This is a genomic window from Streptomyces sp. NBC_00654 (genome assembly GCF_026341775.1).
Lineage (GTDB): Bacteria > Actinomycetota > Actinomycetes > Streptomycetales > Streptomycetaceae > Streptomyces.
Genome location: NZ_JAPEOB010000005.1, coordinates 83,598 through 98,460, shown reverse-complemented (window position 1 = coordinate 98,460; position 14,863 = coordinate 83,598). Strand labels below are relative to the sequence as shown.

14 protein-coding genes and 4 pseudogenes are annotated in these 14,863 nt (G+C 67.7%); 11 read left to right on the top strand and 7 right to left on the bottom strand.

Features of this window, described 5'->3' with window-relative positions; all coding sequences use genetic code 11:
* Positions 1-202: 202 nt before the first annotated feature.
* Positions 203-586: pseudogene (locus OHA98_RS40250) on the top strand (transposase family protein); the annotation flags it as partial.
* 18 nt (positions 587-604) lie between these two features.
* Here OHA98_RS40250 and OHA98_RS40245 read toward each other — a convergent pair.
* From OHA98_RS40245 to OHA98_RS40230, 4 genes are all read right to left on the bottom strand, one after another.
* Positions 605-1,456 carry an IS5 family transposase gene (locus OHA98_RS40245; protein WP_266933202.1) on the bottom strand — a complete coding sequence of 284 codons (852 nt, stop codon included), beginning with the start codon at positions 1,454-1,456 and terminating at the stop codon, positions 605-607.
* A 225-nt stretch (positions 1,457-1,681) separates the two neighbouring features.
* Positions 1,682-2,803, bottom strand: a complete 1,122-nt coding sequence (locus OHA98_RS40240) for an NADAR family protein (protein WP_266933200.1) — start codon at positions 2,801-2,803, stop codon at positions 1,682-1,684.
* A gap of 203 nt (positions 2,804-3,006) precedes the next feature.
* Complete coding sequence (locus OHA98_RS40235; protein WP_266933198.1) at positions 3,007-3,489, bottom strand: hypothetical protein; 483 nt, start codon at positions 3,487-3,489, stop codon at positions 3,007-3,009.
* Between the two features lie 4 nt (positions 3,490-3,493).
* The gene (locus tag OHA98_RS40230) at positions 3,494-4,186 is read right to left on the bottom strand and encodes a tyrosine-type recombinase/integrase (RefSeq protein ID WP_266933196.1); all 693 of its coding nucleotides are present in this window, start codon (positions 4,184-4,186) and stop codon (positions 3,494-3,496) included.
* Between the two features lie 49 nt (positions 4,187-4,235).
* On the opposite strand from OHA98_RS40230, the gene OHA98_RS40225 reads away from it, so the two are divergent.
* Together OHA98_RS40225 and OHA98_RS40220 are read left to right on the top strand one after the other, a co-directional pair.
* Positions 4,236-4,430 carry a hypothetical protein gene (locus OHA98_RS40225; protein WP_266933194.1) on the top strand — a complete coding sequence of 65 codons (195 nt, stop codon included), beginning with the start codon at positions 4,236-4,238 and terminating at the stop codon, positions 4,428-4,430.
* 317 nt (positions 4,431-4,747) lie between these two features.
* On the top strand, positions 4,748-6,049 hold the full coding sequence (locus OHA98_RS40220; RefSeq protein WP_266933192.1) for a hypothetical protein: 1,302 nt from the start codon (positions 4,748-4,750) through the stop codon (positions 6,047-6,049).
* Positions 6,050-6,292: 243 nt separating this feature from the next.
* Here OHA98_RS40220 and OHA98_RS40215 read toward each other — a convergent pair whose 3' ends face one another.
* Positions 6,293-6,676 carry a hypothetical protein gene (locus OHA98_RS40215; RefSeq protein ID WP_266933191.1) on the bottom strand — a complete coding sequence of 128 codons (384 nt, stop codon included), beginning with the start codon at positions 6,674-6,676 and terminating at the stop codon, positions 6,293-6,295.
* A 69-nt stretch (positions 6,677-6,745) separates the two neighbouring features.
* Between OHA98_RS40215 and OHA98_RS40210 the strand changes: the two are divergent.
* Positions 6,746-6,853, top strand: a pseudogene (locus OHA98_RS40210) (IS5/IS1182 family transposase); the annotation flags it as partial.
* A 1-nt stretch (position 6,854) separates the two neighbouring features.
* On the opposite strand, the pseudogene OHA98_RS40205 reads toward OHA98_RS40210, so the two are convergent.
* Positions 6,855-7,217 (bottom strand): annotated as a pseudogene (locus tag OHA98_RS40205) (ADP-ribosylglycohydrolase family protein); the annotation flags it as partial.
* A gap of 935 nt (positions 7,218-8,152) precedes the next feature.
* On the opposite strand from OHA98_RS40205, the gene ureA reads away from it, so the two are divergent.
* From ureA to OHA98_RS40170, 7 genes and pseudogenes are all read left to right on the top strand, one after another.
* Positions 8,153-8,539 carry an urease subunit gamma gene (gene ureA / locus OHA98_RS40200; RefSeq protein WP_266933189.1) on the top strand — a complete coding sequence of 129 codons (387 nt, stop codon included), beginning with the start codon at positions 8,153-8,155 and terminating at the stop codon, positions 8,537-8,539.
* Between the two features lie 182 nt (positions 8,540-8,721).
* Positions 8,722-9,150, top strand: a complete 429-nt coding sequence (locus OHA98_RS40195; protein WP_266933187.1) for an urease subunit beta — start codon at positions 8,722-8,724, stop codon at positions 9,148-9,150.
* 33 nt (positions 9,151-9,183) lie between these two features.
* Positions 9,184-11,058, top strand: coding sequence for an urease subunit alpha (gene ureC, locus OHA98_RS40190; protein WP_266933185.1), 1,875 nt, complete (start codon positions 9,184-9,186; stop codon positions 11,056-11,058).
* Positions 11,059-11,065: 7 nt separating this feature from the next.
* Positions 11,066-11,719, top strand: coding sequence for an urease accessory protein UreF (locus OHA98_RS40185; protein WP_266933183.1), 654 nt, complete (start codon positions 11,066-11,068; stop codon positions 11,717-11,719).
* 25 nt (positions 11,720-11,744) lie between these two features.
* A complete protein-coding gene (gene ureG / locus OHA98_RS40180) occupies positions 11,745-12,470 on the top strand; it encodes an urease accessory protein UreG (RefSeq protein ID WP_266933256.1) in 726 nt (241 codons plus the stop codon).
* Positions 12,467-13,324 carry an urease accessory protein UreD gene (locus tag OHA98_RS40175; protein ID WP_266933182.1) on the top strand — a complete coding sequence of 286 codons (858 nt, stop codon included), beginning with the start codon at positions 12,467-12,469 and terminating at the stop codon, positions 13,322-13,324. Before ureG ends, OHA98_RS40175 begins: the two co-directional genes overlap by 4 nt.
* A 241-nt stretch (positions 13,325-13,565) precedes the next feature.
* Positions 13,566-14,196 (top strand): annotated as a pseudogene (locus tag OHA98_RS40170) (alpha/beta fold hydrolase); the annotation flags it as partial.
* An 84-nt stretch (positions 14,197-14,280) separates the two neighbouring features.
* On the opposite strand, the gene OHA98_RS40165 reads toward OHA98_RS40170, so the two are convergent.
* Positions 14,281-14,721 (bottom strand): hypothetical protein, encoded by a 441-nt coding sequence (locus OHA98_RS40165; RefSeq protein WP_266933180.1) that lies wholly within the window; start codon positions 14,719-14,721, stop codon positions 14,281-14,283.
* Positions 14,722-14,863 lie beyond the last annotated feature (142 nt).

The following is a 14,863-nucleotide window of genomic DNA, read 5'->3' as shown; positions in this document are numbered from 1 at the left end:
CTGCCTTCTATTGCGCTGCGGCCCAGAGGTGAAGCTGATGATCTCTCGGTGCCCGGCGCTTCACATCCACGGCCACATCCGACGCCGGCAGCGGGGCGATTCGCCCGGTTCGGCAACGAGAGACGCGACCCCTGATGATCAAGGTGGTCGAAGCCTTTGATCACGAACAGGGGTCGCGTTCGCGTGCCATCCTCGCCGAGTTCGAGGCCGCTGCTACCGCCTGGGCTCCCTGCTCGCGTTGTGCCTGGTCGCCGTCCTCGGCGGAGCCACGTCCCTGGCCGCCATCGCCCGCTTCGCCGCTGATACCGACACCGACCTGGGGACACGACTCGGACTGACCTCCAGCACACCGAACTCCTCCACGCTGGAACGACTCCTCGCCCGCCTGGACGGCGACGCCCTGGACGACGCAGCGGGCGCCTGGCTCGCCCGATACGCCGCCGACCGGGTCGACGAACCCGGTGACACGCTGGTCGGCCTGGCCGTCGACGGCAAGACCGTGCGCGGGTCCCGCACCGACGGCGAAGCCGTCCACCTGCTCGCCGCCGCACTGCACGCCTGCCAGACCGTGATCGCCCAGCGCTAAGACCGACCGGCAAATGGATCACTTGAGGCGTCGGGTGGTGGGGCGGCCGTCCCAGCGGTAGCGGCTCGTCGAGCGTCGGATGAGCATGCGGAGCGTGACGAGAGTGGCGGCGAGGTAGAGGTAGAAGTCCACGACCTCGCCGCTCCTCTCGGTGCAGCGCCGGAGCTTGCCGTAGTCGTTCATCCACGAGTGGGTGCGCTCGACCACCCAGCGCTTGCCGGCTTGGATCGGGGCGGGCACTCCCTTGCGGGCGATCTCGGCCGTGAAACCCAACTCGGCTATCAGTAAACGGGACTTGGCGCTGTCGTAGCCGCGGTCGAGGTTGACGTTGACGGTCTCCGGCATCGCGCCGACCTGCGCCTGCGCCGCGTCCAGGGTGGGGCCGAGCAAGGGTGAATCGTGCCGGTTGGCCCCGTCGGAGACGATCCCGAGCGGGACACCACAGGCATCGGAGGCGACGGAGCGTTTCAGCCCCTGCTTGCCCCGGTCCACCGGTGACCGCCCGGCCTTGTCACCGCCGGACGGGGCCTTGGTGATGCAGCCGTCCACCGAGATCTCGCTCAGCCCGAGGCCGATCATGCGGTCGTAGGCCTCGAGTGCGAGGGCATGGACCTTCTCGGATATCCCCAGTTCAGCCCACTGTTTGACGCGGCGTCGGATCGTTCGGTCGGAGCATCCGGCGCCAGCGATCCGCTCGTAGCCGGAGCCGTGGACCAGCGCGAGCACGATGTACTTGAAGACGGTCCGGTCTGGAACCCGTCGCCGGTGACAACCCAGCGGATGGCTCTCGGCGTATTCGTTCCGCACGGGCAGCAGAGCGGCGAATTGGTCCCACAGGGGTTCCAAAAGGCATGATGGGACCGCAGGCACGAGCCCTCCGGGTGATCACTGAGCGTCAAGAACTCCATGATCACTCAGGCTCGTGCCTGCCTTGCGTTCGGGCCCGGCTGGGCAGCCCCGCCCACCATTTGCCGGTCGCTCTAAGTCAAGCGGGAGCTGGTGGTTGATGGAGCGCTCCATCAACCACGGGTCAGCGACGAAGTGGTCGCTCCGCATCGAGCAGTCGCAGCTCGGATTCGAGCGGCGGGCGGCCCGTCACAGCCCTGCGATTCCGGCCCGCTGTGCCTGCAGCTCCGAGCGGACGAGTTCTAGGAGGCGGCCTGCCCAGTTGCGGCCGCGTCCGGCGTTGTCCCCCCAGAAGCCCGAGTCGGCGTCGTCGTAGATCACGGTGGCGTCGTTCGTGGTCAGCAGGATCTCGGCCAGGTCGGGGTGCTGGTCGTACTTCGCGCGCAGTAGGGCCGCCATCACCGCGGTGCGGGCGTGCTGCCAGCCCTCACGCTGTGCTGCCGCGGTCGCGGCCTTGCGTGCGGCGGCATGGGTCTCTGCCGTGGCGATCGCGGTCCGGACCTCGGGATCAGCGACTGACAGCGCCCAGTAGGCGTGGGCGGCAGATGGGTAGCTGACCTCGCCGACGACGATCGGGGCCGGGTAGCCGTTGCGCAGGCCCCGGAATCCCGGGGCATCGACCGGTTTGCTCGGATACGTGTGATACAGCTTGATCGCCGGGGCGAAGGAGGTCACTGGTCCGTCCGCCGGGACGCGCGTGGCCCGTTCAGCGGCCCATCGCGCCCGTTCCTCAAAGTAGGCGACGGCCCTGTCGTAGTCCTCCTGCATGATCGGCCCCTCGGCCGGGATGTACGTCTCCTCGCCGGGTCCCGCCACCAGCACCCGCAGCGGCCAGTCTTTGCTGTCCATGTCCCCCAGTGCGTAACGGCGCTGCGAGAGCGGGATGGCCAGGAAGGCGTTGCGGGCCGCGGTGCGGTTCTCCTCGGTCCGGTCGGCGAGGAAGGTGTCGACGGCGGCGAGGCATCGGCCCGTCGAATCCGGGCGCCCGTTGAGCTGGTCGATGGTGTCTCGAATCTCGGCGACCAGCAGGTCGGGGGTGAGGTAGCTGTGGGGCTCGCTGAAGGTCCAGCTGGCCAGTTCGAACGCGGATGCCTTGGCGCCGTCCGGCAGGGTGGTGGCAACCCAGCCGCTGCGGAGCTTGTCCTGGAACTCCTCGAGGGTGACCAGTTCCCAGCAGTCGATGAGCCCGTCGGCGTAGATGAACAGGTCGGTGAGGAAGTGCGTGCCGCCGTTGCGGATGAAGGCGTGGCGCCAGGTGCCAGGTATGCGAACGCCGTCCACCGTGCGGTGAGTGGTCTTGTTGCCGATCATCCGGCGATTGTGTCGCAGCTGCCGCTGCGGGGTCGGGGAATTTCCGCACGGTCGAAGTCCCTCACCCGATCGCTTGACGGGTAGTGGGCATGCCGAGACATGGCGGCTTCATCGGGCTGCAGCTCATCCCACTTGGTCGCAGGACCTGCTGGTCTCACAGAGTGCCGAAGGCCGGTGCGTGACCATTGCGGGCAGAACCATTTTCACGAAGCCTCACCAGGCGGGAGCCAGTCGTCCGTGTCGCGGTGGCGGCTGAGTCCGACCGCGGCGAACTCGTCGACGTGATTGCCCTTGGCGGCGCCGAGTCGCCGAAGCGCCTGGGAGATCGGCGTGCCGGCCGTCGACGCTGACTCCCCTTCGGCCAGGCGCAATGGTCCAAGGACTATCTTCCCTGCATCCCAGGTGAGAGCGTTCTGGGTCCCTACCCCGCCAAAGTAGTCGGCTTCGACGTAGGCCACCGGACCTGCCTTCGAGCACGCGCTGAGCAGGCGATCGAAGCCCGCTGGAGCCTTCCAGAACCCGTCGAGTTCGGGTGCTTCGGCGACCGTGACCGCATCGAACAGCGCGTCGGTCATCGGCAAGAGCCAGAGATCCTGGCCGAGAGGAACGATGCGCGCCTCTGTGGTGGAGCCGGCCAACTCGCGGAGCACGGATTCGGTGGCGATGACCGCCTGCAGGCAATACATCCCCTCATTGTCGCCTGGCCGCTGATCGCGGTGCGATGCCGGGTATGCCGAGGTCGACCGGCGCGACCCTGGCGAGTCGACGGGTCTGGTCCCGCTTCTGGCGCAGGAAGGACAGGGTGAGGTCGATCCCTTCGATCTCACCGAGCCACCCCTCTGCCTCGGCCCGGGCCCGGCGGGCCAGAAGGTCGACTTCGATCTCGTCGAGGCGGGGCAGCATCTTCGGATTGATGTTGATCATGGGACATCTCAGACAGGCGTGCTCGTGCTGGCAAGGTGTCGAGTAGGGGCGTGCGCATCCTCCCAGCTCGACTTTGCGCTGGTCGAAGTGCTCCTCGAAGCCGAGCCATTCGGGTTCGGTGACCGGCCGGTACTCGTCGGCTGGCCTGGCCTGGCGGCGCCGGTCGAGAAATCCCTGGTAGTGCCGGACGACGTCCTCGTTGAACACGGCGACGTAACCACGAGTTGTTTGAAGGTTCAAATGTCCGAGTGGGGCTGCTCCGATGTGGATCGGGAGCCCGCTGTTGACCAGCTCCGTGGCGAGGAGTCGGCGAAAATCGTGCGGGGTGAAGCTGGTCGCAAGGAAGCCGGGGTGCTGTTCGGCGAGCTCGACGCAGTGGCGCTTCAGCATGTTCACCACGGTGGTGTCCGACATGACCTCGTGCTTGGTACCGATCTTGCGTTGGAACAAGAACGGCATGGGCGCGCTGCTCTGACGTTCCTTCGGATCGTAACGAGGCAGCAGCGGGATGGTCTGGCCGCCGGTGTCGGCGGACAACGGCCCCGATGACGGCGGACAGCTCGGCGGACATGGGGATGACGCGTTCCCGGTCGCTCTTGGAGGGAGCAACGACGAGCAGGACGATGACCTCGCCGTTGGGCCGTTGATACTGCCGGATGCTGAGATGGGTGAGTTCCAGGACCTCCTCTATGCGCACGCCTGAGGTCTTCTGCTGCCGGAACTCATGAACGGCGCCGTGTTCCTGGTGCTCGCCGCTGGACGTCAGCCCGGTGACGTACAGCGGCGGACGACGCCGTACACGGCCACCCCCGCCCCGCGGCCTGTCCGCCGGAGACGGAGAATCCCCCACCACCGGAGGATGGCGGGGGATAGTCCGGGCGCACGTGTCGGGCGTTGAGGTCCAGGACGCGGACCGCTTCCCCTTCCCACCGGCCCGAGGAACTCTGCTGATGTGCCGCAGGGCTCCAGGCGAGTTGGCACGATAGTGATCTCTCATACGCTGGACGGGGGGGCGAACCCATGGGCAAGGAGCAGCGGCTCATCGCGAGGGTGATGGCTGTTGACGTTGAGGTTCTGGTGCAGCGTGTGCGGGGTGATCGCCCTGGTGCGCGAGAGTTGGACAGGATTACTGAGGCGTATGCGGCGCACAGGGGGGTCCGGCATCGGTTGTGGCTGGATGAGCGGGCGGGCGTGCTGTTGTTTCTGGAGCGTGGGGGTTGCGGCGACGGGGCGGGCGAGGGGCTGAAGCTGTACGAGGTTGTGCTGTGTTCGGCATCCTGCATTCGGGTGCTGAGCGATCTGACGGCTGCGGTGCTGGTGCGGCTGGCCGGCCCTGCGGACAGCTATCAGGCCCGATGTGAGGCCGATCGGGACATCGGCGTGCTCGTGCAGCTGTTCCGCGTGCAGCTTGCGCGGATGCGGTGCGAGCATTCCGATGGTGCCGAGCTGGTGAAGGCGGTCCGCGCCCAGATCGGGCGGGCCGGCGACGAGCAGCAGGCTGCGCGGCGCACGGCTTTTCTGGGCTGGTACCTGGAAGGGGCCTACGGCGATGACGTGGATGGCCGTGAACGGGCGAAGCGAGACCTCGGGTGTGGCATCGGACCGGGCAGCGGCACCGACGAGAGAGCTGTCGTCCGGGCCTTCATGGCCTGGTCGCGGTACCGCGAGGAGATTCGCTGGAAAGTCCCCCAGCCCCGGCTGGACAAGGTCCCGAGCGAGAGGCAGCGCGGTCGGGGGATCAGGCATTGGTACTACGAGTTTCGGACCCTGGGGCGCCACCTCACCGAGCATCAGATGCTCGAACTGCGTGCGAAGCTGCCCTGGGCTGACGTCACCTCCGATTCCCTCGTGCTCGACCAGTGGTCCGACCCCACCGAACACCCGGCCTTCGGGGCTGCGGGCAAGATCGTCTCCCAGTACTTCGACGCCGGCCTCCACTTCAGCCAGGAGGGATCACGCACTCTGTGGCTGCGGCTCCCGGCCACGCTCTCGAACCGGATAGCCCCCTACCAAGACAGACCCGGCGTCAGGAGCACCATCGTCGACGACGACCTGGTGCTGGAGCTCCACCGTGGGGAGGAAGACGGCGAGCTCTCCTACCTGTACTACGACCCACGTCCCTGGCTGGAGGAACTCCTCCCCCTGCGTGACGACCTGGCCGGCGGCGACGTCCGCGCGCCGGCCATCGCCTGGCGGGCCGCCAACACGACGCCCACGTTCGGAAAGGCACCGGAAAGGCCACCCATGCCGGACGGGCTGGACGAGGACGAACTGACCCCTCAACTGCAGGCGCTCATCCGACTGCTCGAAGAGATTCCTTGATCTCCCTCTCACAACGTCCGAGGCCTCGTAGTGCCTGATCCGAACGCAAAACCCCGGGCGACGGCGGCCGAGCGCGGAGTTGCCGGACGGGACGCCGGTCCAGCTGGGCATGTGAGTCTCCACCACCAGGCCCCGGTGGGACAAGCCCGCCCAGGAGCAGCGCGAGGTCCTCGCGGAGTTGCTCGCATGCGCTTTCGGTCCGGGTAAGGGTTGTCCCGTAAGTGGGTTCCGTGGTGGTGGGCTTCAGAGGAAGACCAGCGGGACGTTCTTGTCGATACAGAGCCGCAGGACACTCGCCAGCTGGCGGGCGTCCTTGATGTGCTGCTGGAGGAGCTGGTCGCCGCCCTCCCGTGCCCACTGATTGGTGATCGCCTCCAGCCGGACCAGAATCGACGCGCACTTGGAAGGCGAGAGGTCGTCACCGCCGTCATCCGGATGATCGAGGAGTGACTCCAGAGCGGTGGACGCCTCGCTCCACGGGCGCTCGCCGCCGAAGCCCCACATCTCGGAGAGGACGATCCCCTCGGTCTCGGCCAGACGCCGCCGGAACGCGGCAAAGCCGCTGTAGGACCAGGAGACATCCAGACTGCTGTTGTCCCCGTCGCCCGGGAAAAGAACCAGTCCCATGTGCCCTCCTGCTTGCCGAGCACAGGATCGAGGACACAGGGCAGCCTCGGCAAGTGGGATGATCTTGGTGTGGCTGGTGTAATCACGGCGTCCGAGCCGTCCTGGACAGCCCCGTTCACCAGGCTGAGCCCCCGTGCCTTCAGGAAGCTGGTGACGGTACTGCGGCGCGAGGGCGCGGGTTGACCTGGAAATGGATCGCGGCGGCCAGGTCCCAGGGCATGCCGTTGGTCAGGACGTCTTCGGTCTGCAAGCCGATGTCCTTCGGTTCTGATGCCGCCCAACGCTGGAAGCGGGCGAAGATGTCCGGCAGATCCAGTCCGCTCCGCTCCAGCAAGGACTCCGCGACCAGGACGGCCATCTGCGTGTCGTCAGTGGCCTCGCCGGGGTCCCAGCCACCGCCTCCGCACATCTCGCCACCAGCACCGGGCGCGGGAAACCGCGCGGAGAACACTCCCGGGGGGCCGAACTCGAAGGGGGCGCCCAGGGCGTCGCCCACCGCTGAGCCGACGACCGCGCCGGCCGCTCGCTGAATCCGCTTCATTCGCGCGGGTTATCCGCGCCGTGCCGACGGCCGCACGGCCCTATTGCCTTCCTCGGCTCCCCGAACCATCGGCGACGAGCGCGTCTCGTCTACGGACGTACGCCACCTGAGACACCCTGGGGCTGAGACACCCGTACAGGTCACATAACGCCGTCCAGCACCGTCCCCGGGGCCAGGGCGTGCATACCGGCGGTCGCGAGGTCCATCCAGTGGCTGGTGACGATCCGCGCGTACAGCACCACACTTCCCCGGTACGGCGCAGCACCATCCTGTGCCCATCGTTCTCCAGACTTTGTTGTGTCTCATGAGACACATGCGCGGCGCCGCCACTTTCGTCGACAGGCCACTGCGGTTCAGGGCCGAATCCGTCCATCGGTGTGATGGTGCGTGATGCGAACAGACCTGTTAGGAGTCTGACCGACTGTGTGGTGTGGGTTGCTTTTGAGCTTGTGAGCCTCGGATCTCGTATGACATCGGCTGCGTGACAGCATTCGTCGGCACGATTCCCGTTGCGACGGGCGACAGATTAGGTCAAATGATCGCATCGACATCCGTTCGGGGGGGACTTTGCGGTTATGCGGCAGCGTGCTGGCTTGTGCGTGATGATCGTCTGCGGCGCGGGATGGTTCGGCTGATGAACGGTGGAGCCGCATCGCGCTGCCGACTCATGTTCGTCCCTGAATCCGGGAAAGCACAGGCGTAGTCCACACGCGCAGATGCACCTGCTCGTCCAAGTGGCGGCTGCCGGGGACGCGGCGGTACTCAGCGCCGAAGGGTGCTTGTCGAAGGGCGGCGCCTGTTTGCGGGGATGTGCCGACCGGACGTACCTGCCGAGCCCGGTGGATGGGCCCGGTCGGGCGTGGGTCGGGGACGCACGCATGGTGCCGCTGTCCCTCTTGGGGCCGGGGCACTCTCACCACCGCAGAGGAGCACGGATGCACCTGATTCCCTCAGAGCAGGAGAAGCTGCTGCTGAGCGTGGCCGGGATGCTGGCCAGCTATCGCAAGGAGCGTGGCGTCAAGCTGAACTACCCCGAGGCGGTGGCGTACATCAGCTGTTGGGTCATAGAGGAGGCGCGGGCGGGCAACTACACCGTCGACCAGATGATGAGCGACGCCGACGTTCCCCTGGAGCAGCGGAAGGGTGACACCCAGGGCCGGGGCGAGAGCGTCCTGACGACCGACGACGTCATGGAGGGCGTGCCCGAGATGCTCGACATCCTTCAGGTCGAGGCGACCTTCCCCGACGGGCGCAAGCTTGTCACCCTCTACGACCCGATCCGCGCACCGAAGGCCGCCCCGCTGTCCGCTCCCATCCGCTGAGGTCGAGTTTCATGCCCTACTTCCAGCCGCTGGCCCCGAAGCCTCTGGTGACCACGTCGGTCACGTGTCCGGGTACGTGCCCCTGCTACTCGGCCCATCACTGTCAGGAGCCGGAACCCGTACCGCCCTCGTCCCTTGACCCGGGCCGGCCCCATGGCTTCTCCCGGTACAAGGTGGGAGGAGTGTGGGTCAGGGACCCGTCCGCGGTGCATGTGCTCAACTCACAAGAGGGCAAGGCCGTTGTCTATGTGGTCAACGTCGGTGACCGCGACATTCAGATCGGTTCGCACTTCCATCTGGCCGATGTCAATGAGGACCTGCTGTTCTTCACCGACCTGGACACCGCCACCGAGGCCGAGGCCGTTCTGACTGACCCTCAGCGCCTGAGGTCCGAGCAGATCGCTGCGGCCTGCGAGCTGGCGTACGACAGGTCGAAGACGCCGGGGAAGGCGCCTTGGGGGTGCCGCCTGGACATCGCTCCGGGGGACTCCATGCGCTTCAGCCCCGAGAACGCGCCCAGCGAGGCGATCGAGGTCGTGCCCATCGGCGGGAGGCGGCGTGTGCCGGGCCTGCGCAAGGACAAGCCGGCTGACGACGTCGCTCTCGACTGACAGGGCCTTCGTACACCCAGCTGGAGGAATGCAATGGCGAACATCACCCGCGAGCAGTACGCGAAGTCCTATGGCCCGACCGTGGGCGACCAGTTACGCCTGGGCGACACCAACCTCTGGATCGAGGTCACCGAAGACCTGACGTTCGGTGGTGATGAGGCGATCTTCGGCGGCGGCAAGACCATTCGCGAGTCGATGCTGCAAGGGACGACCACCAGTGCACAGGACGCCCCTGACACCGTGATCACCAACGTGATCATTCTGGACGTCACCCCCGCTCTGGAACGGGGCAACGGCAATTCCATCGTGCGTGCCGACGTCGGGATCAAGGGCGGAAAGATCGTCGCGGTCGGCAAGGCCGGCAACAGCGACGTCATGGACAGGGTCACCCCGGGCCTGGAGATCGGTCCTTCCACAGACGTGATCTCCGGCGCGGGCAAGATCCTCACCGCGGGTGCCGTCGACACCCACGTGCACTACATCTCCCCCTCGGCTGTCATGGAAGCGCTGTCGACCGGGACCACCACGCTGATCGGCGGCGGCGTGGGGCCTTCCGAGGGGTCCAAGGCGACCACCGTGACGCCCGGCCCGCAGCATCTGGTGAACCTGCACCGTAGCTTCGACGACCTGCCGGTCAACGTGATGCTGCTGGGCAAAGGCAATACTGTGAGCAAGGACGGCCTGGACGAGCAGGCGTTGGCGGGCGCCGGCGGTTACAAGATCCACGAGGACTGGGGAGCCACTCCGGCAGCGCTGGACGCCGCGCTGAAGGCAGGGGAGGAATGGGGGCTGCAAGTCACCCTGCACGCCGACTCCCTCAACGAGTCCGGTTTCGTCGAGACCACCCTCGGCGCCATCGACGGGCGCGCGGTCCACGTCTTCCACGCCGAGGGCGCCGGCGGTGGGCACGCCCCCGACATCCTGAAGGTGGCTGCCGAGCGGAACGTCCTGCCCGCATCCACGAACCCGACGCTGCCGTACACCGCGAACACGGTGGCCGAGCACATCGACATGCTGGCCTCTGCCCACCACCTCGATCTCAGGAACAAGAACGACCAGGCGTTCGCCGACTCGCGGATCCGTTCCACCACCATGTTCGCCGAGGACGTGCTGCACGACATGGGTGCGATGTCCATCACCTCCTCCGACGCCCAGGCCATGGGCCGTATCGGCGAGGTCGTGACCCGCACCTGGCAGGTCGCCCACGTCATGAAGGAGTGGAGCCACAAGACCTTCAAGGACGCGAACTTCTTCTACGGTGCCGGTCAGGGGCAGGGCGACAACGCCCGTGCGCTGCGCTACGTGGCCAAGTACACGATCAACCCCGCCGTCGCCCACGGCATCGATGAGTACGTCGGTTCCGTGAAGGAGGGCAAACTCGCAGACCTCGTGCTGTGGGACCCGCGGTTCTTCGCCGTTCGGCCCGAGATGGTCATCAAGGCCGGTGCCATGGTGATCGGCAACCTGGGTGACCCCAACGGTTCGGTGTCGACCCCGCAGCCGACCTTCCTGCGGCCCGCGATGGCTGCCGCGATCGCCTGCCGGCTGTCCTACTCGTTCGTCTCCGAGAAGGTGCTCAACCCGCCCTCCGACACCGACCCGTACAGCACGGTGAGAGGCAGAGGCGTGTTCAAGGACTCGTTGAAGGACACTCTCGGCCTGCGGCGTGAGCTGAAAGGCGCGAAGCCCGTCAAGGACGTCGAGAAGGCGGACATGGTCTTCAACGATGGGCTGTTCGGCATCGACATCGACCCGGCCACGTTCAAGATCGCGGTGGAAATCCCGGGTGTCGACCCGTCGGAAGGACACAGCCTCACCAGACACAAGAGCCGGAACGGTTTCTGGTACCTCGACCAGCCGAAACCGCCGAAGAGCCTGCCGCTCACCCAGCGATACCTGCTGTTCTGAGGCCCCGGTGAGCACCTCTCCGCTCCTGCTCGCCCTGCTGGGCGATGCCCGGCTCCCGTCCGGGGGGCATACGCAGTCCGCCGGTCTGGAGCCAGCATTGCGGGCTGGTATCGCACCCGCCGAGGTGCCCGCGTACCTGCGCTCGCGTCTTCGCACCATCACCATGGTGGAGGCGGGCACCGCCGTCGTCGCGCGTGCGGTCGCGGCGAACGCCGGTGACCTCGTTGAGGTTGAGGCCGCCTGGGCAGCCCGGACACCCAGCCCGGCGCTGCGGGCGAACGGGCGGCGGCTGGGCCGCGGGTACCTACGGCTCCTGCAAGGGCTCTGGCCCGGCCCTGTCGATGCCCGCGCACGCACCTGGTCACGCCCCGTCGTTCTCGGCCTGCTCGCGCACCGGGCCGGAATGGACCCGGCCGACGTGGCCCGTCTCGTCGGGTACGACGACGCCCAGACGGTGACCGCGGCCCTGCTCAAGCTCGAACCGCAGGACCCGCTGACCATCACAGCGTGGGTGAGTGAACTCCTCCCGGACATCGAAGAGATGGCCGACCAGGTCGCCCTTCTGCGCCTCCCGGAACAGATTCCCGCCCACGGTGCTCCCCTGATTGAGCGCTGGGCCGAGACCCACGCCACCATCACAGAGAGGCTCTTCAGTGCCTGAGAACGCCATCGCCCCTGCCCGTGCCATGCGCCTGGGCGTAGCCGGCCCCGTCGGCACCGGGAAGAGTTCGCTCATCGCGACGTTGTGCCGGGCGCTGTCCGGCGAACTGCGCCTGGGCGTCATCACGAACGACATCTACACCGACGAGGACGCGCGCTTCCTCAGGAGCGCCGGAGTGCTGGACCCCGAACGAATCCGCCCGGTGGAGACGGGCGCATGCCCCCACACCGCCATCCGTGACGACGTGACGGCCAACCTGCTGGCGGCTGAGGACCTGGAGGCTGACTTCGGCCCACTGGATCTCGTCATCATCGAGTCCGGCGGAGACAACCTCACCGCCACCTTCTCGCCCGCTCTGGTGGACGCCCAGGTGTTCGTCCTGGACGTCGCCGGCGGCGGTGACGTCGTCCGCAAGGGCGGTCCCGGCATCGCCCGCGCCGACCTGCTCGTGATCAACAAGACCGACCTGGGCGTGCACGTGGGCGTGGACGTCGAGCGCATGACGCGCGAAGGGCGCAACGTACGGCAGGGTGCTCCGGTGGTCGCGCTGTCCCGGCACGACGAGGCGTCTATCCGGATGCTGACCGGCTGGGTCCGCGACACCCTCGCCGACTACCGCACCGGCGAGCACACTCCGGTCGACCCGGGCCCCATGGCCCCGCACTTCCACACCGGCCAGGACGGCGAGGGACCCCACCTGCATACCCACGCGCACGGCCAGGATCCGGCGCATGCAGGGCAGAGCGCGTGACCGGGCCGACCCGCCTGAGCGTCGTCCGCACTGGCAGCCGCAGCCGCGTCCACCGCACGACCGGGCATCTGACGGCGCGGATCATGGAGCAGGACGCACACGGCGCCCGAGTGGGCCTTCTCGCCACCCAGGCGCTGCTGCTGTCCGGCGACGGCGTCCGTATCGAGGTGGACGTCGCGCCCGGTGCCTGGCTCGACATCGTGGAGACGACCGGCACGGTCGCGTACGAGGGCGACGCACCGTCATCGTGGGCCATTGACGCCACTGTGGGCGACGAGGCGATCCTGACCTGGGCGGGCAAGCCCTTCGTGGTCTCGGACGGGATCGCCACCCACCGCGACACCCGGATCCGCCTGCACGGCACCGGCAGGATCCTGATGCAGGAGAAGATCGTCCTGGGCCGCGCCGGACAGACCGGCGGGGATCTCACCACGTCCCTGAACGCGACGGACGACACCGGGCCGGTGCAGGTGGAGCACCTCGACCTGACCAGGCAGACCCGCAGCATGCCGGGCATCCTCGGGAACCTCCGCTCCATGGACACCGTCACCGCCCTGGGATGGTCGCCCGAACCGCCCGGCGAGCCGGAAGCCGGCACCACCGGGCCTGGCGAGACGTACTTCCGTCTGGACGGGGCCGGGGCCGTACTGCGCTGGATCGGAATCGGCCGGTTCCGTGACCGGCTGTGCGACCTCGCCTTCGCCGCCTGGCGCGATACGGCCATACACGGCCACCGGTCCCGGGGCCACCTTGCCGCACAACGCCCGAGCCACGCCGAAACAGCCAGGCGAAGGGATGTGCCGACGCCGGCCGACTTCCCATCTCCGTCCCCAGCAGCACCAGCGGGCCCGTAGGAATGCCCTCGGCCGACGGCGGAAACCAGGAGTGGACCGCAGGTTCGTGCTGATCAGCACCCCGCGCAGGTGATCACTCCTGCCTGTCCGGATGGCGCAGCAGCCGTAGGCCGCCGAGCGTCTCGGGAAACGGGCCACGATGAGCAGGCCGATCGACGGTCTGAGGGAATCCTCACTCCGCGCCGGCCTCCTGCGAGAAAAGCAGTTGCGCTTGTTGGCTTCTGGTCGTCAGGGTGCGGTGGTGATCGGAGCAGAGATCAAACTCCCCGTCGTGGACGGGTCCTCTCGGGTGTGGACTTCGGCGGCCACGGTGAGGGGGTGCTGCTTGTCCACGGCAACGGACACAACGCCGCCGCCTGGGCGGATGTGGCGTCCCATCTGGTGAGCGAGTGTCATCCGATCGCCATCGACCTGCGTGGCCATGGGCAGACCCGGCTCGACTCCACCGGCCCCGAGCAATACTGGCGAGACGGTGGCGTGTCACCGCGATGGGCTGGGACCGCCCCGTGCTGGTGGGCCATTCCACCGGCGGGTACGCGGTGACGGCTGCCGCTGCCAGTGGCCTCGTGGAATCGGCCGCCCTCTGCATCGTCGATGGCGTGGTGCTCGATGACCGTAACGCGTCACTTGCCGGGCACGCCGCTGCGCGGACCACCAAGGCGGACCGCTTGCGGGCGATGCTCCGCTACGGCTGGGAAGCGAGCGACGATCAGATGCACGCTTATGTCGAGCAGTGCGTGCGGGAGGCCGGAGGGGACTGGCTCAACGCCGGAGCACGGCACGAACTTGTCGAGGAGGTCACGCGGCGCTCCTTCCTGGGCTGCGGCCACCGGTGGGTACGGCGACCGGCCATCGAGGAGATCGCGACTGTCGCGCTCCCTCGGTCGGATCCGCCCACTGTGGCGGCGGACCCCGGGTACGGCGGGCCAGGGCCACGCTGGTGTTCGAGCGGGTGGTCAGAAGTCGGGGCAGAGGTGGTGGTGGACAGCGTCAAGGATCTTGCCGCCGGTGTCTGCGTTGTTGATGTCGGGCAGGAGTGTCGGGATGGTGAACCGGTCGAGAGTCAGCTTCACCAGTTTGTCCCTGTCGTCGGGGAACGACTTGATGGAACTGCACTGGTTCAGACCGCGGCTCACGGCCTGTTCGTCCGTGCCGGGCTTCGAGATGCGTTCGTCGATGTCGTCCAGGGCTTCGAGGAACGCGTAGCGGGCGGTGGCGCTGGGCTCTGGCGGGAGACCGGCGGCCCTGCGGGCGGCCTCGCGCTCGGCCTCGCTCAGAGCACTGGCAGTTCCCTTGCTGGCAGGCTTCTCGTCATGGCCACTGCCGCATGCGGTGAGTGCGGCAAGCAGGCCGGCCGCGATGAGCGCGGCGGCGGCGGCGGTGGTGCGGATGCGCATGATCCCCCCAGGGTCCGGCGAAGAAGAGGCATCGTGTCATGTCCGTGGGCGGTGGTGGGCCGGGCCGGCCGTCGTACGGGCAGGCACCTCCTCCAGCAAGCGCAGGCGCCCACCGCCCCAAGGTCCACTCGTTCAGGACCAG